Here is a 20,541-nt window from a genome sequence, read left to right as displayed (position 1 = left end):
GGCGGTCGACGGTGATGTAGTGCTCAACCATGCTCAGAGCGTTTCTTCGCCGGGATCCTGCCCTCGATTACTCCTCCTCGACCCTGGGCAGCACCCCGTTGAGCACGATGCCCACCAGGGCGGCGAGGCTCACGCCCTGCAGGGTGAACTGCCCGCCGCCGAACTGCATGCCGCCGATGCCGAAGACCAGGATCAGCGATACCACCACCAGGTTGCGCGGCGCGGTCAGCGGCTTGCCGGCGCGCACCAGGGTGTTCATGCCGACCACGGCGATGGAGCCGAACAGCAGCGTCATGATGCCGCCCATCACCGGGCCGGGAATCGTCTGCAGCACCGCCCCGAGCTTGCCGAAGAAGGACAGCAGGATGGCGATGCAGGCGGTGGTCACCATGATCCAGGGATTGAAGGCCCGGGTCAGGGTCACCGCCCCGGTCACCTCGGAATAGGTGGTGTTGGGCGGCCCGCCGACCAGCGCCGCGACGCTGGTGGCCAGGCCGTCGCCGAGCAGGGTGCGATGCAGGCCCGGCGTCTCGAGGTAGTTGCGGCGGGTCACCGAGCCGATGGCCACCATGTCGCCGATATGCTCCACCGCCGGGGCGATGGCCACCGGCAGCATGAACAGCACCGCGGCCCAGTGGAAGCTCGGCGCGACGAACTCGGGCAGCGCCAGCCAAGCCGCCTCGTGCACGGGCGTGAAGTCGACCACCCCCATCAGCACCGAAAGGCCATAGCCCACGACGATGCCGCCCATGATCGGCACCAGCCGGATCAGGCCACGGCTGAACACCGCCAGCACCAGGGTCACCAGCAGGCTCGCCATGGACAGGAAGATCGCCGGGCCGTAGCCGATCGCCTCGCTGGTCTCGCCGGTGGCCATGTCCACCGCCACCGGCGCCAGCGCCAGGCCGATGACCATGATCACCGGCCCCACCACCACCGGCGGCAGCAGGCGATGCAGCCAGGCGGTGCCCTTGAGGCGCACCAGCTGCGAGATCGCCACGTAGACCAGGCCCGCCGCCAGCAGACCGCCGAGGGTCGCGGGGATGCCGAAGTTGGCCACCGAGCCCTGGATCGGCGCGATGAAGGCGAAGGACGAGGCCAGAAAGACCGGCACGCTCACCCGCGTCACGCCATGGAAGACCAGGGTGCCGACGCCGGCGGTGAACAGCGCCACGTTGGGGTCGAGGCCGGTGAGCAGCGGCACCAGCACCAGGGCGCCGAAGGCCACGAACAGCATCTGGGCACCGACCAGCAGGGTGCGCACGGGGGAATCGACCGGCAGGGGGGCGGCCGCCGAGGTATCGGACATGGGGGTAGGCTCCTGGACAGCGGGCAGTGGCATCGCGCGGCATTCTAGCAGCCTCTCCGCCCTTTGGGGCTTTCCAGGAACCGGACGAGCCACGACGCCAGTGACAAGCGACCCCACGGCCTGGCACTTGGACGGTGGGCTTTTCCGGCGACTGGCCCCGGGGTGCCGGACCATCGAGGAGGCGCTGTGAATACCTCCCTGTACGCTACCGACGCCATCCTTGGCGTAGGACCTCCTCTTCGGCCTGTCCCCGGCGCCCATTGCCATTGAGAACCGGCACCGGCGCGTCGGCGAAGTACTCGGCCATGCGGGCCTCGGCCTCGTCGCCGAAGAGGATGTCGCAGGCCTCGCGCAGCCCCGGCGAGGTGCGGATGGTCGCCTGGGGCACCACCAGGGAGATCTTCGAGCGTCGGCGCAGGAAGTCCTCGAGCCGGGTGACCATCTCGCGGCGCCGGGTCAGCTCGAGCTCGCCGCGCAGGTACTCGGTGCCCGCGATCAGCACCTCGCCCTGGCGCGGGTCCTGGCGAATGTCCTCGAGCACCTCCAGGGCCTGGGCGCCGTAGCGCCGCCACAGCCGCAGGCTCAGCGGCTCGGAGGCATGGGCGGCGGTCATGGCGTCCAGCTCCATCAGGCGCGCCTGGTGCATGAAGGTCTCGCGTAACGACGCATCGGGCTCGCCGTACCAGCGATCGTCCGGATAGGGCAGCCTCACCCCCAGCCGCCCCACCGCCTCGACCACCTCCTCGCCGACGTTGAGGCAGTCCGTCAGCTTGCCGCCGAAGATGCTCAGGTGACGGGCCTCGCGGTCGATGTCGATGGCGTGCTTGCGCGAGAGGTTGAGGAAGTCCCGCTCGCCGCCGTTGCTGGACTTCACCGCCAGCGGCCGCACGCCACAGCGGGTGGCGATGATATCGGCGGTACTCAAGGGCGTCGGAAGCGCCAGGCGCTTGTTGATGTTGTCGAGCACGAACTGGATGTCGTCGTCCGTGACCTCGACCTCGGGCGCGTCGACCCGGGTATCGGTGGTGCCGATGCAGGTGCGCGCGCCCATGGGGATGACGAAGAACAGCCGCCCGTCGTCGGCGAAGAAGGCCAGCACCCGACGGTGCTCGGTGAGGCGCGGCACGATCAGGTGGATGCCCTTGGAGAAGAGGTGTCGATGCTCGGTCTGCTGGCCCGAGAGGCGGTTATGCCGGTCGACCCAGGGGCCGGCGGCATTGATCAGCACCTTCGAGCGGACCTCGAAGGTGTCGCCGTGCATGACGTCGCGCACCCGGGTCACCCAGAGGTCTCCCTCCCGCCGTGAGCCCAGGGACTCGACGTAATTGGCGGCCACGGCACCGAAGTCCAGGGCCCCGCGCACGAAGTTGAAGACGAAGCGGGCGTCGTTGTCGTGCAGGTAGGCATCGGAATACTCGAAGCCGCCCAGGGCGTCGTCGGTGTCGATGATCGGCTCGCGTGCCTTGATGTCGGAGGCCTTGAGGAAATGCGGCCGGCGGGTGAAGCCGCTGCCCATCAGCCAGTAGAGCCAGGTGCCGGCCCAGGGATAGAGCGGATGATGGCGAAAGCCCCTGTCGATGGTGGTCAGGAAACGGATCTCCTGCACCGTGGAGGGATAGCTCTCGATCAGGTGATTGCGGCTCTTGCAGAGCTTGCGTACCAGCGCGAAGTCGCCGCTCTCCATGTACTTGATGCCGCCCCACACCAGGTTGGAGGACTGCATGCTGGTGCCGCCGGCGAAGTCGCCACGGTCGATCAGCGCCACCCGCGCCCCCTTGCCGCTGAGCGCGGCGGCGGCGGAGGCCCCGTTGATGCCGGCGCCGATCACCAGCACGTCGAACACCGGCTCGGGCAGCTTGCGAAGATTGGTCTGTCGTAGTTGCATGTCTGGCCCTTCGTGGAAGCAAGGGGCCCCGCCCGGCGTGCACCGAGCGGGTCAGGCAACCGTTCACACGGGTGTCGTTACCCGCCGCCGAGCGGCGGGCCCGATCAACGTGAGCCGGCGGCCATCCACTCCTCCATCATCTCGTCGTAGGGCACGGTGGTCCCCTGCGGCATCTCGTTCTCCAGCTCGGCCTTGGGCGAGCCGTCCCGGGAGAGCCAGTATTCGGGGTCGCGCTCCTCGTTGAGGTTGGGGGCGTAGGTCTCGAAGACCTTGGCCCGCGCCAGGCGCGCCATGATGCTGTCCAGGTCGCCGGCCAGGTTGTCGAGGGCCTCCTTGGGCGAGATGTCCCCGCTGACGGCGGGCGACAGGTTCTGCCACCACAGCGGCGCCATGCGCGGATAGTCCGGCACGTTGGTGGAGGACGGCGTCCACTGGGACTCGTTGGGGCTGCGGTAGAACTCCACCAGGCCACCGAGCCTGGGTGCCATCTCGGTCATCTGCTCGGAGAAGATGTCGGAGCGGCGGATCGGCGTGAGGCCGGCCATCAGCTTCTCCAGCGAGACGGTCTTGGCGACCGTGAACTGGGCGAACAGCCAGGCCGCGGTACGCCGGTCCTCGGGGGTGGAGTCGAAGAAGGTCCAGGCGCCCACGTCCTGGTAGCCGACCTTCATGCCCTCCTCCCAGTAGGGCCCGGTCGGCGACGGCGCCATGCGCCACTTGGGCGTGCCATCGTCCTCGGTGACCGGCAGGCCCGGGTCGGTCATGTCGGCGGTGAAGGCGGTGTACCAGAACATCTGCTGGGCGACGTTGCCCTGGGCCGGCACCGGCCCCGCCTCACCGAAGGTCATGCCGCTGGCCTCGGGCGGGGCGTACTTGTCCAGCCAGTCGACCATCCTGGTGACGGCGAACACCGCGGCCGGCGAGTTGGTGGCGCCGCCACGGCTGACGCTGGCCCCCACCGGCTGGCTCTGTTCGTTGACGCGAATCCCCCAGTCGTCGACCTGATGGCCGAAGGGCACCCCGGGGCTGCCCATGCCGGCCATCGACAGCCAGGAGTCGTGGAAGCGCCAGCCCAGCGACGGATCCCGGCGCCCATAGTCCATGTGGCCGTAGACCTTGGTGCCGTCGATCTCGCCGACGTGCTCGGTGAAGAACTCGGCGATGTCCTGGTAGGCGGTCCAGTTGGTGGGCACGCCGAGGTCGTAGCCGTAGCGCTCGCGGAACTGGTTCTGCAGGTCCTCGCGCTGGAACCAGTCGTAGCGGAACCAGTAGAGGTTGGCGAACTGCTGGTCGGGAAGCTGGAAGAGGCTGCCGTCGGGCCCGGTACCGTACTGCAGGCCGATGAAGTCCTCGAGGTCCAGGGTCGGCAGCGTGTAGTCCGCCCACTCGTTGGCCATGGCGTCGGAGAGGTTGACGGTGGTGCCGTAGCGGATATGGGTGCCGATGGCATCGGAGTCGTTGACGTAGGCGTCGTAGATGTTGCGCCCGGACTGCATCTGGGTCTGCATGTTGTTGACCACATCACCCTCGCCGATGATGTTGTGGGTCACCTCGATGCCGGTCAGCTCGCCGAAGGCCTCGGCGAGCACGTCGCGCTCGTAGATGTGGGTCGTCAGGCCCTCGGCGACGGTGTTGATCTCCATGCCGCGGAACGGCTCGGCCGCCTTGGCGAACCACAGCAGTTCCTCGATCTGCTGCTCGCGGGTCAGCGTCGAGTCCTGGAAGTGCTCATCGACCAGCCGCTCGGCGATGGCGCGGGCGTCGTGATTGTCGGCGTGCAGGGCGGTGCTTGCCAGCATGACACCGGCCGCCAGCAGGGAGCGTCGCATTGTTGTCGCTTGCATATTGACCTCTTCGTTTGTTGTGCAGGGCTATTCGTACGGGTCGTACGGGGCTGGTCCGTCGACAGGTCTGCGAGGGGGCGCTGTGAACCCTTCCCTGGGCGCTACCGACGCCGTCCCTGGCGTAGGACCCCCTCTTCGACCTGTCCCCGTCCCCCTCGATAACCAATTGCATTGCCCTGGATTGATATGGTCGTTCGTCCGTGAACCTTCGGTTCCATGCGTGGCTGTCAGCCCCAGCGCATCAACGCCAGCATCCAGAGGATGGAGGCGCCCAGGGCGATCCAGATACTCAGTGGCGTGAATCCCACCACCAGTAGATGGATGTAGGCGGCGGAGAGCAGGCCGATGAACAGCCGGTCTCCCCGCGTGGTGGCGATCGGCAGGAAGCCCTTGCGCTCGATCGAGGGTGAGGCGACTTCCCAGGCGGTCATCCCGGCCAGCATGGCCGCGATGGCCGAGAAGAAGAGCATGGTCGGCGTGGTCCAGACCATCCATTCCATGGCGTGTCCTCCTCAGGTCCGGCCCAGGGCGAAGCCCTTGGCGATGTGGTTGCGAACGAAGTAGACGACGACGATGCCCGGCAGGATGGTCAGGGTGCCGGCGGCGGCCAGCGCCCCCCAGTCGATCCCCGAGGCCCCCTTGGTCTGGGTCATGACCGAGGCGATGGGCTGGGCATTGGTGGCGGTCAGGGTGCTGGCCAGCAGCAGCTCGACCCAGGAGAACATGAACAGGAAGAACAGCGTGACGCCGATCCCCGAGCTGATCATCGGGATGAAGATCCTGACGAAGAACTTCGGGAAGCTGTAGCCGTCGATGAAGGCCGTCTCGTCGATCTCCTTGGGCACGCCGCTCATGAAGCCCTCGAGGATCCACACCGCCAGCGGAATGTTGAACAGGCAGTGCGCCAGGGCCACGGCGATATGGGTATCGAAGAGCCCGACCGTGTAGTAGAGCTGGAAGTACGGCAGCAGGAACACCGCCGGGGGGGCCATCAGGTTGGTCAGCAGCCAGAAGAACAGGTGCTTGTCGCCGATGAACCGGTAGCGGCTGAAGGCATAGGCCGCCGGCAGGGCCACCACGATGGTGATCGCCATGTTCATCACCACGTAGGTGATGGAGTTCACATAGCCCATGTACCAGCTGGAGTCGGTGAAGATCCTGGCGTAGTGCTCGAGGGTGAAGTCCTCGGGCCACAGGGTCAGCCCGCCGAGGATCTCGGTATTGGACTGGAAGGACATGTTGAGCAGCCAGTAGATCGGCAGCAGCACGAAGACGATATAGGCCGCCATCAGGCCGCGCTTGCGCCACTGGCGAGCCAGCGGGCGCGCCTGGCGACGGCGACGGGCATCGGTGGTCGCCGCGCGCTTGCGCACGGCCTCGGGTGTGGTGGGCATCGAATCGGTCATCTCAGGCCTCCCCTTCCTGCTTGTCTTTCTGCATGTTCATGATCGCGGTGTAGAACACCCAACTGACGAGCAGGATGATCAGGAAGTAGATCAGCGAGAACGCCGCCGAGGGCCCGAGATCCTGCTGGCCGATGGCCATGGTGGTCAGCGACTGGCTGAGGAAGGTGGTCGAGCTGCCGGGCCCCCCGCCGGTGAGCACGAAGGGTTCGGCGTAGATCATGAAGGAGTGCATGAAGCGCAGCAGCACGCCGATCACCAGCACGTTGGTCAGCTTGGGCAGCTGGATGTAGCGGAACACCGCCCACCTGGAGGCGCGGTCGATGCGCGCGGCCTGGTAGTAGGCATCGGGGATCGAGCGCAGGCCGCTGTAGCAGAGCAGCGCGATCAGCGGCGTCCAGTGCCAGACATCCATCAGGATGATGGTCGCCCAGGCATCCACCGGGCTCGCCGTGATGCTGTAGCCGTAGCCCAGCTCGCGCAGGCTCCAGCCCATCAGGCCGATATCGCCGCGGGTGAAGATCTGCCAGATGCTGCCCACCACGTTCCAGGGGATCAGCAGCGGCATGGTCACGAGGATCAGCACCGCCGAGGCCTGCCAGCCCTTCCTGGGCATGAGCAGGGCGATGCCGATCCCCAGCGGGACCTCGATGGCCAGCACCGTCAGCGAGAAGGCGAACTGGCGCAGCACCGCCGCCTGCAGGGCCGGGTCGTTGAGCATCTCCCTGAACCACTCGGTGCCCGTGAAGAAGCGGGTATTGGCGTCGAAGACGTCCTGGACCGAGTAGTTGACCACGGTCATCAGCGGGATGATGGCCGAGAAGGCCACCAGCAGCAGCATGGGCAGGATCAACCACCAGGCGCGGTTGTTCTGGACTTTAGTCATGATCGATCTCCACGCGGTATTCGTCGACGTAAAGGCCGAGGCGATCGTCGGGGAAGCGCAGGTAGGCGCGCCCGGTCGGGGTCGGCTGGTCCTCCTCGATGCGCGCCTTGAGGGCGGTGTCACCGAGCTTGAGGTAGACGATGGAGTAGGTGCCGAGGTCCTGGGCGTGCTCGACGCTGGCTTCCATGCCGCCCTCCACCGGGGTCTCGTGGACCTCGATGAACTCGGGGCGAATGCCCAGCTTGACGTTGCTCGAGCGGGCGCCATCGATGGCCCGGCGCATGCCCTGCCCCACCGCCAAGGCGGTGTCGCCGGCCATCACCCGGCCGTCGCGCAGCGCGACATCGAGGAAGTTCATGCCGGGGCTGCCGATGAAGTAGCCGACGAAGGTGTGGTTGGGGGTCTCGAAGAGCTCGCGGGGCGTGCCGAACTGCACCACCTGCCCCTCGTACATCACGGCGATCCTGTCGGCGAAGGTCGAGGCCTCGAGCTGGTCGTGGGTGACGTAGACCATGGTGATCGCGAAGCGCTGGTGGATCTCCTTGAGCTTGCGGCGCAGCTTCCACTTGAGCTGCGGGTCGATCACGGTGAGCGGCTCGTCGAAGAGGATCGCCGAGACATCGTCGCGCACCAGCCCGCGGCCCATGGAGACCTTCTGCTTCTCGTCGGCGGTGAGGTTCTTGGCCTTGCGCTTGAGCTTGGTCGTCAGCTCCAGCACGTCGGCGACCTCCATCACCCGCTCGTGGACCCGGGCCTCGGGGGTCTTCACGTTGCGCAGCGGGAAGGCCAGGTTGTCGTAGACCGTCATGGTGTCGTAGATGACGGGGAACTGGAAAACCTGGGCAATGTTGCGCGCCTCCGGCGGCAGGGCGTTGACCCGCTCGCCGTCGAACAGCACGTCACCGCTCGACGGCTCCAGCAGGCCGGAGATGATGTTGAGCAGGGTCGACTTGCCGCAGCCGGAAGGCCCGAGCAGCGCATAGGCCCCGCCCTGGTGCCAGACGTGGTTCATCTCGCGGATGGCGTAGTCCTCGGGCGACCCGGGGTCGGCGAGGTAGGTGTGGGCCAGGGACTTCAGGGTGATCTCGGCCATCTCAGAGGCCTCCCAGGTGGGTCGGGATATGCACCACGGCGCCCTGCCGGTCGAAGGCATAGACCTTGTGGGTCGGGAAGTAGAGCGTGACGGAGGCGTCGACCGGGAACTCGTGCACGCCCTCGAGATGCACCGTCATGTGGAAGCTCTCGTTGTGCACGTGCAGGAAGGTCTCGGAGCCGCTGATCTCGGCCAGGTCGACGATCATCGGCACCTCGATGTCGTCCTCGGCCCGGCGGGTGAGCGAGATGTGCGAGGCCCGCACGCCGAAGCGGTATTCCCCGGGGGGCAGCGAGCGCAGGTCGTCGTTGATGGGGAAATGCAGGCGGCTGTCGAAGGTGACCTCCGCGCCGGAGACGATGCCGTCGACGATGTTGATCGGCGGCTCGGAGAACATCTCGGCGGTCAGGATGTCCCGGGGGCGATGGTAGACATCCTCGGTGCGACCGTACTGCAGTAGTCGCCCCTGGTGGAGCACCGCGGTGTTGCCGCCCAGGGCCAGGGCCTCGGCGGGCTCGGTGGTGGCGTAGACGGCGATGCAGTTGCGCTCGCTGAACACCGCGCGCAGCTCCTCGCGGAATTCCTCGCGCAGCTTGTAGTCGAGGTTCACCAGCGGCTCGTCGAAGAGCACGATATCGGCGTCCTTGACCAGCGCCCGGCCCATGGCGGTGCGTTGCTGCTGGCCGCCGGACAGCTCCAGGGGCAGGCGATTCAGGAAGGCCTCGATATGCAGCATCTCGGCGATCTCGCGGACCCGCCGATCGATCTCGCGCTTCTCGACCCTGGCCAGCTTGAGCGGCGAGGCGATGTTGTCGTAGACGCTGAGGCTCGGGTAGTTGATGAACTGCTGGTAGACCATCGAGACGTTGCGCTTGCGCACCGAACGGCCGGTGACGTCCTCGCCATCCATCAGCACCCGGCCCCGGGTCGGGGTGTCGAGACCGGCCATCAGGCGCATCAGCGTGGTCTTGCCGGACAGGGTGCGGCCCAGCAGCACATTGAAGGAGCCGGGCTCGAGCTCGAGGCTCACCCCCGCGATGTGCGTGTCACCGCCGACCACACGATCGATGTTTTCAAGGATCAGGGACATACAGTTCTCGGCTTTCGTTGTTGTTGACGGTATTCGGAAACGACTGAGGGAACCCTAGCCGAGATTCGCATACCGCCACAAATGTTAATAACCGAAAACGGGCAGCGCGCCGTGAAAAATCCCGGACATGATCGTTTAATCCATTGTTTTCAAAAATCTTTGTGCCGACATTGAACTTTTGTCCAAGGCCGTCATCCTGCCGCGCTAGAAAGGCGCGGCCGAGAGACAAATGTTCGCTACTGAGCGTATTCGAACATCAGAAATAAATCATATTGCGGGGAGAGCGACACCGCCGAGGGCAGCGTCGCGAGTTGCGGAAAAGAGGGGGTCGTGGACCGCTTACAGTAGCTGTGGGCCCGAGCCCCGTTCCGAGAGTTCGTCCCAGGGGTTGCGCAACGGGCAGTCCTCCATCGACAGGCACCCGCAGCCGATGCAACCGCCGAGTTGATCCCTGAGCTCGGTGAGCTTGGTAATGCGGGCGTCGAGCTCTTCCTTCCACTGGGCCGAGAGCCTTTGCCAGTCCTCGGCGGTGGGGGTCCGCTGATCCGGTAGCTGTGCCAACGCCTCGCGGATGGTCCCCAGGGGAATGCCGGCTCGCTGGGCCACCTTGATGACCGCGATCCGGCGCAGCACATCCCGGCAATAGCGCCGATGATTGGCCTGATTGCGCCAGCTTCGAATGAGGCCCTTGGCCTCGTAGAAGTGGAGGGTGGAGATCGCGACACCGCTTCGGCTGGCCACCTCCCCCACGCTGAGCTCACGTCGGATCCTGCGCTTGCCCTGGGAAGCCACGACTGCCTCTCGTCTCGAGTGGATGATGCGACGAATCTACCATTCGGCCCTTGACCTCAACAATACTTGAGGTCTTAAAACGACTCCTGCATATCCCCACAAGAGGAGTCGAACGCCATGCAAGAGAAGATCCGAATCGCCGTCATCTACGGCAGCGTGCGTGATGGCCGTATGGCCGATACGGTGGTGAGCTGGGTCAAGAGCCAGCTGAGCGAGTGGCAGGCCTTCGCCGTCGACGTCATAGACCCTGCGGGGCGAGACGCCGAGGACGAGGGCGCCCACGACCACAAGCTGAACGCCGCCGATGGCTTCATCGTGGTCACCCCCGAGTACAACCACTCCTTTCCCGGTGCCCTGAAGAGCCTGATCGACAGCCACTTCTGGGAATGGCAGGCGAAGCCGGTGGCCTTCGTCTCCTACGGTGCGGCTTCCGGCGGCATTCGCGCCGTGGAGCAGTTGCGTGGGGTATTCGCGGAGCTGCACGCCGTGGGGCTTCGCGACGCGGTGATTCTGCCCAACGTGTGGAGCCAGTTCGATGAGGACGGCGCCATGATCGAACCGGAACGCCCGTCCCGCGCCATGAAGACGCTCCTGGCACGCCTGCAATGGTGGGCGAACGCCCTGGCACATGCCCGTCAGGCCCACACTTATCAGGAGGCTGTGACATGAGTGATTTCACGATAACGGGGCATGGCGGTGTCCGGGTATTGGTCCTCGGGCGTGCCCAGGAGGTGATGGAGACGGTGTGCGCCGAACTCGCCGACGCCGGTCTTCAGGTCACCGGGACGGTGGAGCCGGAGGCTGCCGAAGTCCGCTATCACGCCGATGGGTTCGACCTGATCGCCTTCGGAAGAGGGATACCGGCGCGGATCAAGGATCGGCTGAAACGGGTCTACTCGGCGCAGAACCCTTACGTCCGTCTGCTCGACACCTTTGCGCCGCGAGCAGCGTGGCAGATCCTCTCCGCCCTGGAGGATGGCCCTTGCGCGCCGCCGGTGGACCTGGATGCGTATTGCCAGCGTATCGGCTACCGGGGGCCGCGCACGCCGACGCTGAAAACGTTGCACTCGCTGGTGGAGCTGCATTCGGCCGCCATCGTGTTCGAGGCCCTGGACGTGTTGCTCGGACACGGCGTCGACCTCGATCCGGTCGCGGTCGACCGGAAGCTGATCGCCTCCGGGCGAGGCGGCTACTGCTACGAGCAGAACGGACTGATGAAACGCGTGCTGATGGCGATGGGATTCGAGGTCGATGGCCTCATCGCCCGTGTCCGCTGGGGGCAGCCGCCCGGTGCAGCCCCGATGCCGAGATCCCACATGGCCTTGAGAGTGACGATCGACGCCGTACCATGGCTGGTCGACGTGGGATTCGGCGGGTGGGGGCCGTCGGCGCCATTGCGCATGGACACCGTGACTCCCCAGGCCACCCGGCACGAGACCTTCCGGGTGCTCCCCTTCGGGGACAGCCTGATGGTCCAGTCTCGGTCCAGCGACCCATGGTGGTCGCTGTACGAGCTCTCCACCGAGCCGCAGCTGGCCGCCGACTTCGAGCCGTTCAACTGGTATACGGCCACCCATCCAGGCTCGCCGTTCAAGCGCTCGCTGATGGTGGCCAGGACGACCTCGGCGGGGCGATTCACCTTGCTGAACGACCGCCTGACCATTCGCCGGCCGGATGGGGAAATCCATCGGCAGACGCTGGACGTTGACGGTATCGAGGCGACGCTGCGGGAGACCTTCTCCCTGCCCGTCCAGCCGGCGTGGCGGTCGGCGATCCAGCAAGCCGTCGCGAGTGATACGGAACCCGCAGAGGAAGCCTAGCCAGCCACTGCGCCAGGGCGGTCAACAGATGACCGCCCTGGATCTTGCCGCCTTCATCGATCGGCAGCGGGAGGATACCCGAGCCACGCCACAATAGGGGGCACTGGTGATAAGCCCCTCGACGCTCGCTCTCCCACCAGACAGCTGCCCAGGCACTGCGACTACCTCGGAACAGTTGCCGCGGCATATCTCAAGTTACTCGCTCAGCCACCTGCGCCAGCATCCGCTCCAACTCCAGCTTATCGGCCTCCCGCTTGGCCCGTGAACGGCGGGACAGGTTGTGTAGCTTGCGACGCACCCCGGGTAACGCCTGCGCCTGAGGCAATCCGATCAGCCCGAAATCCGGTTGTTCGGATTCCACGGATCGCAGGAAATCGCGAGACGATTCATCCAGCCAGCCAGAAATCCACGCCAATAGCTGGGCTCGAGTCTCCAGGAGACCGTTCGTGCTCGCCGGCACGGCGGTCATCCCTCTGAAGTGGGTATTGAATATCGCCTCGAAATTCTCGGGCTCTCGTGGCGCCAGCATTTCCCAAGCGGGTTTGGGGCTGCAAGTCAGGTAGACCAGGAAGGTGCGCCATAGCGTGGCGTCCGCCCGTTCATCCTGCAGCAGCAACCCGATATCGAATAGATCGCGCGGATGCTGCCGCGACAGCGCAGCCGACAGCTTGCCTGCATAGAGGTCAGCGAATGCGAGAACCTGGCTGCACAGTCCCGCGCATTACCGGTGAAGTCTCGATCTGTACGCGTGCACGATCGCGGCTGACCACCAGTCGGGTAATACCCCGGCCCCCCCGGCTACGCGATAGCTGCACCTGCAACCGAAGCGGGGGAGCCCGCAGGAGGCCAGCCAATGTCTCCAGCGAGTCGGCGATGAGGGCTGAATCCTGGTTGAAATCATGTACCGGCAGCCATGCCAGGTCGATGTCCACCGACAGCCGGGGCAGATCGTGCTCGAATAGGTTGATCGCCGTCCCACCCTTCAAGGCGAAGCGCGGGTCCCGCCCCAACATGGGCAGGATGTCGACCAACAGTTGCACACGGTCGGCATAGCGCCTATCCCAAGTGCTCATCCAAGTCTCCCGGTAGCGTGATCAGATAGGTGGGATGCAGCCGCCCTCCAGGCACCAACGATCGCTTGCCGCGGCCTAGATCCACGTCATCCATCGGGACCCGGGGCAGCCAGGCATGCTCGTGCCTTTCCGCCAGCGCAAGGAACAAGCGCTTGGCTTTGATGCTGTTGCAGTGACGCAGCAGCATGCCGATCCGGCGCGGCCTCAAGGTCGTCATGCTCTGCATCAGCGCATCCGCTTCATAGATCAAGGCTGCGTCCGGAGGGGCATTGCACAGCTCCAGCATGGCCCGCTCTGGCGTGGAGCAGGCGATGGGCCCCTCTCCGAAGCTGGTCTCCCGCCTGACGAAGCCTTGATCAGCTAGCTGACGGTCCGGCACCTCGGATGTGAAACGAAGCGCGGGGAGATCGAAGGGGCCTTTTCCGCATGCCTCGAATCGTTCGGACATCGGGAGTTTGGCAGCCCATCCCGGGAGCCGGTCAGAGCCATACAGTGTCACTACATCTCCTTCGCCTAGGTGCAGGTAATGCTCATACCCCTGCCAGGCAAGTGCGAAGCGTCCGCCCACATGAAGCGACAGCCCTTCCCGGAGTTGGAGAGAACGCACCACGCCCTCCCACAGGAGTCGCCCACCCTTCCTCATGTAGACGCCGCGTGCCGGCGACTCCAGCCAGCCGCTAGCCACATAACGACTGACGAGGCTGCTGGAGTAGCCATGGGCCCTCAGCCAGCGGCTGGAAGCCAGGGTGGTGTCGCCCAGGTTGGCCATCAGGCGGTTTATGCGCCTTGTATATTGCTCACTCATAGTTAGCAATATACGCCTGTCATAAACTCCTGGCAATGCCTGAGGTTTGCGAGAACGCATAAATACTCACTAATAGTGCCTTAGTACGCAATTCGGAAAACCGTGTGACCAGTGGTGAGGCAGGAGTTTGTGGCTCCGGCTGGCGTTCTGCGTCGGCAGCCGAGCCAGCACGTTTTTCAGGTAGGCAGGGGTGTCGCGAGCAACGCTTGCCGTTGCCGATCTGCAGGAAAGCGAAGAGTGGTTCGCATCATCATGATGGCCGCTCGGTCTTCGGCGGTGGAAGCCGGCAGCGACGCAGCATGGCATCACCGTACCTGATGGGTCACGCGCTGACTTCGGTCATTGAGGCCACCGGTGACGGTTGTCGTTATTTACCCTCTCGATCCTTGTCACTCAGGCGAGAATGCCGCAATGCGGCTTGGATGGTATCGGCATAGGAGTCCAGCTTTTCAAGCTCTTCTTCCAGATTGCCATCGGTCGATGAGCGAAGCCTGATGGCAATCAACTCCGTTGCTGCAGATACCGCATGTGCTCGACGCACCTCTGGGCTGACGGATTGGGCGCCTGCAGACATGACATGGTAAGTCAGCGAGTTTTCATCTTGGCACATGGAAAGTTCGCCATTCAAACTTGAAGATCAAGATACTCTCTATCCGGAGAGTCCAGATGGACACAAAGATTTGACCAGAACGATGAAATTCTCAAGCACTCCCCAGGCTCTCCTGGAAGTTTTTACGCATTCTTTATGTCACGAGAGACAGGATGGTTCCTGTTTTTCTCTACGTGGACTGCCCCGTTATTAGCCTGAGAATCTTTACAGAAATTTTATGCCCCCGCGTGTTCTCATGATGGCGACTGGACTTTGTGGAGTATCCAAGTGTCTCGGACGTTGGGCTTTCCTCGTCGTGCCGAAGAACGCACTCGCCACTGGGCGCCCGTGTTCAAGGCGGTATCCGTGCTCTGGCTGGTCCTGGCGCTGTTCATGACCTTGCCTTGGGGGGTGCTGCTGATCGAGGGGGATCCCGACGCCATGGCGTTCGGTCTCTCCATCCTCTTTATCCTCCTCGCGGTGGGCATCACCTGGAGCATGACCTTTCGCACCAGCGTTGAACTCAAGCCCTGGCAGATGTTCGTGCTGACGACCCTGAGCTGGGTGAGCGTCAGCGGTTTCGCCAGCCTGCCGCTCATCCTGGGCGCCCCCCAACTCTCGTTCACCAACGCGGTGTTCGAGTCGGTCTCGGCGATCACCACGACCGGCTCCACGATCCTGGGAGGCATCGACACGCTTTCCGATGGGCTCAAGCTGTGGCGCGGCATCATGCAGTGGCTGGGGGGCATCGGCATCATCGTGATGGGCATCGCCATCCTGCCGTTCCTGAAGGTCGGCGGCATGCGACTGTTCCATACCGAGTCGTCGGACTGGTCGGACAAGGTCATGCCTCGGACCGGCGGCATCGCCAAGGCGACCCTGGGGATCTACTGCGGAATGACGCTGACCGCCATGGTCACGTATTGGCTGGCGGGCATGACGCCCCTGGACGCCGTCGTCCACGCCATGACCTCCGTGGCCACCGGGGGGTTCGCCAATACCGATGCCTCCTTCAGCGCCTACGCCGAGACACCTGGAATACTGTGGCTCGCCAGCCTGTTCATGCTGGGTGGCGCGCTGCCGTTCGTGCTGTATATCCGCATGTTGCGCGGCCACGGCTTGGCCCTGTGGAAGGATCAGCAGGTCAGGGGGCTGCTGTTGGTGCTCACGGTCGTCTGCCTGTTCTTGGCGATATGGCGGATGCAGCTCGGCACGCCCCCCACCGAGGCCCTGACCCATGTGGTCTTCAATGTCATCTCGGTGGTCACTACCACGGGCTATGCATCGGAGGATTACACTCTGTGGGGCCCCATGGCCACGGTCGCCTTCTTCTACCTCACCTTCGTCGGTGGCTGCAGCGGTTCCACGGCGGGCGGCATGAAGATCTTCCGCTTCCAGGTCGCCATCTTGCTGCTGATCAGCCAGTTGCGCTTCCTCACCCACTCCAGCGGCGTCTTCGTGTCGCGCTACAATGGCCAATCACTGACCGATGAGATCACGCGTGGCGTGGTGGCCTTCTCCTTCTTCTTCTTCCTGACCATCGCCGGCGTGGCCCTGGGCCTCTCCCTGTTGGGCCTGGATCTGGTCACCGCGCTCTCCGGGGCCGCCACGGCCGTGGCCAATGTGGGGCCTGGGCTCGGTGACATCATCGGCCCGTCCGGCAACTTTGCGCCCTTGCCGGATGCCGCGAAATGGCTCCTGTGCATCGGGATGCTCATGGGCCGGCTGGAGATCCTCACCGTCCTGGTGCTCCTGACCCCCATGTTCTGGCGTCGATGAACCGCGGGGAGCCAGGTCCAATGATTCATACGTTGCAAGAGGCGTCCTCCATGGCCAGCACGCTGTCCGAAAAACGGGACCACCCGGCGAGTGACCGGACGCAAGGCACGGCCCCGGTATCGCTGCTGGTGGCCTTGAGCGGCGGCGCCCAGGACAGCGACCTGGTGCGGGCCGCGCACCGGATGGCCGCGCGAGATCACCTGCGGTGGCGAGCCGTCCATGTGCAGCCGGCCCGGGATGACAGCGCCCGCCGGCTCCGGGTGGAGCAAGGCTTCGCCCTGGCGACCCGACTGGGCGGTGATACGCGCTGGCTACAGGGCGAGGGATGGGCGGAGGCACTGCTCGACTACGCGGAGAGCCAGAAGGTTCGCACCCTGATCCTGGGCCGGTCGCGCCCCTCCGGCTGGCGCTTCTGGCGGCATTCCCTGCCCGACCGGCTGGCCCGGCGGGAAGGCAGCTTCGACCTGGTCGTCATGTCCGGTGGCGGCGTACGGGAGCGATGGCGCCCCCGAGCCCGCTGGCAGGCCTTGCGATGGCAGGAGCCCGCCATCGCCATCGGGACCACGCTGGTCGCGCTGGGGCTGTCCTGGGGCCTGGAGGCCTGGCTGGAGCTGGCCAACCTGTCGCTGCTCTTCCTCGGCGCCGTCCTGGCCAGCGCCACCCTGGCGGGAACACGGGCGGCCATGGCCAGCGCCATCCTCGGCTTCCTGGCCTTCAACTTCTTCTTCACTCGGCCGCGTTTCTCGCTGGTCGTGGGAGAGCAGGAGCAGCTGCTGACGGTCACCTTCTTCCTGCTGGTCGCCATCGTGGTCGGCAAGCTGGCCGGCAGCGGGCGGCAGCGGCTGGTGGCGCTGAGGGCGAACCGTGAACACACCCACCGGCTGTTGCAGTATGCCCGAGCGCTATCGATCGCGACCGATTGGGGACAGGTACGCCGGGTGGGAGTCTCCACCCTGGAGCGTTGGCTTTCGGTGCCGGTGATCTTTCTGGAGGCCGATGCCCCGCATGCGCCCCTGACCCTCCGTCAATCGCTGCCCGAGGGGGTGTCTCTGGACCAGGCGGCGGAAGACGCCGCCCAGCAGTGCCGCCAGACACGGCAGGCCTGTGGGTTCGACACCGGCGAGCAGAGCGAGCTGCCTTGGCGCTTCATCCCCCTGCATGAGCATGGCCGGCTGCTGGGCGTGGTCGGCCTGAAGCTGGCCGTGCTGCAGCCCTCTCCCACCGCCGACCAGGAGGCGCTGATCGACGCCCTGATCCGGCAACTGACGATGGCCCTGCAACGCACCCGCCTCGTCGACGAGCTGAGCGCGTCGCGGGTATCGGAGGAGAATGAGCGCCTGCGCTCGGCGCTGCTCTCCTCCGTGTCGCATGACCTGAGAACGCCCTTGTCCTCGATCATCGGCTCGGCGAGCTCGTTGCGTGACCTCGATGAACAGCTGGGGGATGACGACAAGCGCGAGCTGCTCGACAGCATCCTGAGCGAGAGTGAGCGCCTGGACCGCTACATCCAGAACCTGCTGGACATGACCCGGCTGGGACAGGGCCGGCTCAAGATCGAGCGCGACTGGATCTCGCTGGATGACCTGGTGGGGTCGGCCCTCCAGCGCCTCGCCCCCGCTCTCGAGGCACTGTCGGTGGCGCGTGACTGGCCTGGAGACCTGCCCTTGCTGCATGTCCATCCGGCATTGATCGAGCAGGCGCTGGTCAACATCATCGACAACGCGGCACGCTATTCCCCGCCGGGGGGCAGGATCGCGATCCACGGCGAGCCCTCCGCGGACCGCGACTGGCTGACCCTGCGCATCACCGATCAAGGACCGGGGATCGACCCGGAACAGCGAGATGCCGTCTTCGACATGTTCGTCACCGGCGGCGAAGGCGACCGCGGGCGTCGTGGCAGTGGCCTGGGACTGGCCATCTGTCGAGGCATGATAGGCGCGCATGGTGGCTCGGTGGCCGCCCTGCCCGGCCCCGATGGTCAGGGCACCACCATCGAGGTCCGCCTCCCGCTGTCGGCGCATGAGGAGGACCCCGATGCCGACTGAATGCCCCCGGGTGCTGGTGATCGACGACGAGCCCCAGATTCGCCGCTTCCTGCGGATCAGCCTGGGTTCCCAGGGTTTCGAGGTCGTCGAGGCCGCTTCGGGCACCATGGGGCTCGACCAGGCGAAGGCGGGCGGTGTCGATCTGGTGTTGCTGGATCTGGGGCTGCCGGACATGGACGGCCAGAGCATTCTGGAGTCCCTCCGGCGGCACAGTGATGTGCCGGTGATCGTCCTGTCGGTCAGGGAACAGGAAGACGAGAAGGTGCGGGCCCTGGACAACGGTGCCAACGACTACGTCACCAAGCCGTTCGGGATTCGCGAGCTGCTGGCGCGTATCCGCGCGGTACTCAGACGCCACCAGAATGCCGCCTCCGTGCCCGAGACGTCGCGTTACCGGCATGGGGGCGTCGCCATCGACCTCGAGAGCCGGCAGGTGCTGCGCGATGGCGCCATGGTGCACTTGACCCCCAAGGAATACGCCGTGCTCGCCCAGCTGGTCCGCCATGCCGGCCGCGTGGTGACCCAGACACAGTTGCTGCGCGAGATCTGGGGGCCCGTGCATGCCCATGACAGCCATTATCTGCGCATCGTGATCAGCAAGCTGCGTCACAAGCTCGGTGACGACCCGCAATCTCCGGCCTTGTTGCAGACGGAAGCCGGGGTCGGCTACCGCCTGCTTACCACCTCGGGAGAGGACGCATGAAGATCATCATCCTCGGTGCCGGTCAGGTCGGCGGGACGCTGGCCGAACACCTGGCACATGAAGAGAACGACATCACGGTCGTCGATATCGATGGGGCGCGCCTGCGGGAGCTGCACACGCGGCTCGATATCCGCACCGTACAAGGCGTCGCGTCCTACCCAGCGGTGCTGCGCCAGGCGGGCTGCGAGGATGCCGACCTGCTGATCGCGGTGACCAATAGCGACGAGGTGAACATGATCGCCTGTCAGGTCGCCTATACGCTGTTTCGCACGCCCACCAGGATCGCCCGGGTCCGCTCCAGCGCCTACCTGACCCGCAAGGGACTGTTCGCCCATGAGGCGGTGCCCATCGATGTGCTGATCAGCCCCGAGCAGGTGGTCACCGACCACATCCGGCGGATGATCCAGTATCCGGGCGCCCTGCAGGTGCTGGAGTTCGCCGGTGGCCTGGTTCAGCTGGTCGCCATCAAGGCGGTCTTCGGCGGGGCCCTGGTGGGACAGGACCTGGGCTTCCTGCGGCGCCACCTCCCGAACGTGGATACCCGGGTGGCGGCCATCTACCGGCAGAATCGGCCGCTCATCCCCCGTGGCGACACCGTCATCGAGGCCGATGACGAGGTCTTCTTCATCGCCGCGCGTCGCGACATCCGCACGGTCACGTACGAGCTGAGTCGTCGCCATGAGGACTTCAGCCGGGTCATCATCGCCGGCGGCGGCAACATCGGCGAGCGCCTCGCGGAGCACCTGGAGCACGACTACCAGGTCAAGATCATCGAGCGCGACCTCGAGCGTTGTGCCCAGCTGTCCGAACGCCTCGATCGCACCGTGGTGCTGCATGGGACCGCGACCAGCAAGCGAGTGCTCGAGGAGGAGAACATCGAAGGGTGCGACATCTTCTGTGCGCTCACCAACGACGATGAGGTCAACATCATGTCCTCGATGCTGGCCAAGCGCATGGGGGCCAGCAACGTGCTCACCCTGATCAACAACGCGGCCTATGTGGACCTGGTCCAGGGGGGCGAGATCGACATCGCCATCTCGCCCCAGCAGACCACCATCAGCAGCCTGCTGACGCATGTGCGCCGCGGCGACATCGTCAACGTCCACTCGCTGCGTCGGGGAGCCGCGGAGGCCATCGAGGCCATCGCTCACGGCGATGCCCACTCCTCCCGGGTGGTCGGGCGTGCCATCGGCGACATCGACCTGCCCAAGGGGGCCACCATCGGAGCCATCGTGCGCGGCGAGGAGGTGCTGATCGCCCACGATGATGTCGTGGTCGAAGCCGAAGACCACGTGATCCTGTTCGTCATCGACAAGCGCCGTATCCGCGATGTGGAACGACTCTTTCAGGTTGGCTTGAGTTTTTTCTGAAGGCGGCGATGGCGTCAAGCACAGCGAGAGTGGGCGCCCGGCCAGCCGGCGGGTG

The 20,541-nt window shown here is 65.4% G+C and carries 17 protein-coding genes and 1 pseudogene; 6 read left to right on the top strand and 12 right to left on the bottom strand.

Annotated elements, in window-relative coordinates; all coding sequences use genetic code 11:
* Window positions 1-67: 67 nt before the first annotated feature.
* The 9 genes from FHR97_RS02680 to soxR form a co-directional block, all read right to left on the bottom strand.
* Window positions 68-1,309, bottom strand: coding sequence for a uracil-xanthine permease family protein (locus tag FHR97_RS02680; protein WP_183382205.1), 1,242 nt, complete (start codon window positions 1,307-1,309; stop codon window positions 68-70).
* A gap of 205 nt (window positions 1,310-1,514) precedes the next feature.
* Window positions 1,515-3,194, bottom strand: a complete 1,680-nt coding sequence (locus FHR97_RS02675; protein WP_183382204.1) for a glycerol-3-phosphate dehydrogenase/oxidase — start codon at window positions 3,192-3,194, stop codon at window positions 1,515-1,517.
* Between the two features lie 104 nt (window positions 3,195-3,298).
* Window positions 3,299-5,038, bottom strand: a complete 1,740-nt coding sequence (locus tag FHR97_RS02670; RefSeq protein ID WP_183382203.1) for an ABC transporter substrate-binding protein — start codon at window positions 5,036-5,038, stop codon at window positions 3,299-3,301.
* Window positions 5,039-5,265: 227 nt separating this feature from the next.
* Window positions 5,266-5,538 carry a DUF2160 domain-containing protein gene (locus tag FHR97_RS02665; RefSeq protein ID WP_183382202.1) on the bottom strand — a complete coding sequence of 91 codons (273 nt, stop codon included), beginning with the start codon at window positions 5,536-5,538 and terminating at the stop codon, window positions 5,266-5,268.
* Between the two features lie 12 nt (window positions 5,539-5,550).
* Window positions 5,551-6,432, bottom strand: coding sequence for a carbohydrate ABC transporter permease (locus FHR97_RS02660; RefSeq protein WP_246403750.1), 882 nt, complete (start codon window positions 6,430-6,432; stop codon window positions 5,551-5,553).
* Window positions 6,433-6,445: 13 nt separating this feature from the next.
* On the bottom strand, window positions 6,446-7,327 hold the full coding sequence (locus FHR97_RS02655) for a carbohydrate ABC transporter permease (protein ID WP_183382201.1): 882 nt from the start codon (window positions 7,325-7,327) through the stop codon (window positions 6,446-6,448).
* Entirely contained in the window at window positions 7,320-8,420 is a 1,101-nt protein-coding gene (locus tag FHR97_RS02650; RefSeq protein ID WP_183382200.1) for an ABC transporter ATP-binding protein, read from the bottom strand. Before FHR97_RS02650 ends, FHR97_RS02655 begins: the two co-directional genes overlap by 8 nt.
* Window position 8,421: 1 nt before the next feature.
* Window positions 8,422-9,510 carry an ABC transporter ATP-binding protein gene (locus tag FHR97_RS02645; protein ID WP_183382199.1) on the bottom strand — a complete coding sequence of 363 codons (1,089 nt, stop codon included), beginning with the start codon at window positions 9,508-9,510 and terminating at the stop codon, window positions 8,422-8,424.
* A gap of 339 nt (window positions 9,511-9,849) precedes the next feature.
* Entirely contained in the window at window positions 9,850-10,302 is a 453-nt protein-coding gene (gene soxR, locus FHR97_RS02640; RefSeq protein ID WP_183382198.1) for a redox-sensitive transcriptional activator SoxR, read from the bottom strand.
* A gap of 117 nt (window positions 10,303-10,419) precedes the next feature.
* Here soxR and FHR97_RS02635 point away from each other — a divergent pair, with 117 nt between their 5' ends.
* Window positions 10,420-10,971, top strand: a complete 552-nt coding sequence (locus FHR97_RS02635) for an NADPH-dependent FMN reductase (protein WP_183382197.1) — start codon at window positions 10,420-10,422, stop codon at window positions 10,969-10,971.
* Window positions 10,968-12,122, top strand: coding sequence for an arylamine N-acetyltransferase family protein (locus FHR97_RS02630; RefSeq protein WP_221187642.1), 1,155 nt, complete (start codon window positions 10,968-10,970; stop codon window positions 12,120-12,122). The genes FHR97_RS02635 and FHR97_RS02630 overlap by 4 nt, the downstream gene beginning before the upstream one ends.
* A gap of 190 nt (window positions 12,123-12,312) precedes the next feature.
* Here the strand turns inward: FHR97_RS02630 and FHR97_RS02625 are convergent.
* From FHR97_RS02625 to FHR97_RS02615, 3 genes and pseudogenes are all read right to left on the bottom strand, one after another.
* Window positions 12,313-13,135: pseudogene (locus FHR97_RS02625) on the bottom strand (nucleotidyl transferase AbiEii/AbiGii toxin family protein).
* 43 nt (window positions 13,136-13,178) lie between these two features.
* Window positions 13,179-14,000: a type IV toxin-antitoxin system AbiEi family antitoxin domain-containing protein gene (locus tag FHR97_RS02620; protein ID WP_183382196.1), complete on the bottom strand. Its 822-nt coding sequence runs from the start codon at window positions 13,998-14,000 to the stop codon at window positions 13,179-13,181.
* Window positions 14,001-14,367: 367 nt separating this feature from the next.
* Window positions 14,368-14,610 (bottom strand): hypothetical protein, encoded by a 243-nt coding sequence (locus FHR97_RS02615; protein ID WP_221187641.1) that lies wholly within the window; start codon window positions 14,608-14,610, stop codon window positions 14,368-14,370.
* A gap of 279 nt (window positions 14,611-14,889) precedes the next feature.
* Between FHR97_RS02615 and FHR97_RS02610 the strand changes: the two genes are divergently transcribed.
* Genes FHR97_RS02610 through trkA form a run of 4 tightly spaced genes read left to right on the top strand, consistent with a single transcriptional unit; the run spans window position 14,890 to window position 20,486 of the window.
* Complete coding sequence (locus tag FHR97_RS02610; protein WP_246403748.1) at window positions 14,890-16,368, top strand: TrkH family potassium uptake protein; 1,479 nt, start codon at window positions 14,890-14,892, stop codon at window positions 16,366-16,368.
* Between the two features lie 50 nt (window positions 16,369-16,418).
* On the top strand, window positions 16,419-18,413 hold the full coding sequence (locus FHR97_RS20240) for an ATP-binding protein (RefSeq protein WP_183382195.1): 1,995 nt from the start codon (window positions 16,419-16,421) through the stop codon (window positions 18,411-18,413).
* Entirely contained in the window at window positions 18,403-19,116 is a 714-nt protein-coding gene (locus FHR97_RS02600) for a response regulator (protein WP_183382194.1), read from the top strand. The genes FHR97_RS20240 and FHR97_RS02600 overlap by 11 nt, the downstream gene beginning before the upstream one ends.
* Complete coding sequence (trkA, locus tag FHR97_RS02595; RefSeq protein WP_183382193.1) at window positions 19,113-20,486, top strand: Trk system potassium transporter TrkA; 1,374 nt, start codon at window positions 19,113-19,115, stop codon at window positions 20,484-20,486. The genes FHR97_RS02600 and trkA overlap by 4 nt, the downstream gene beginning before the upstream one ends.
* Window positions 20,487-20,541: the final 55 nt, after the last annotated feature.

The organism is Halomonas stenophila (assembly GCF_014192275.1).
Lineage (GTDB): Bacteria > Pseudomonadota > Gammaproteobacteria > Pseudomonadales > Halomonadaceae > Halomonas > Halomonas stenophila.
Note: the sequence above shows the minus strand (reverse complement) of the source record. Positions and strands in the feature narration are given on the sequence as shown.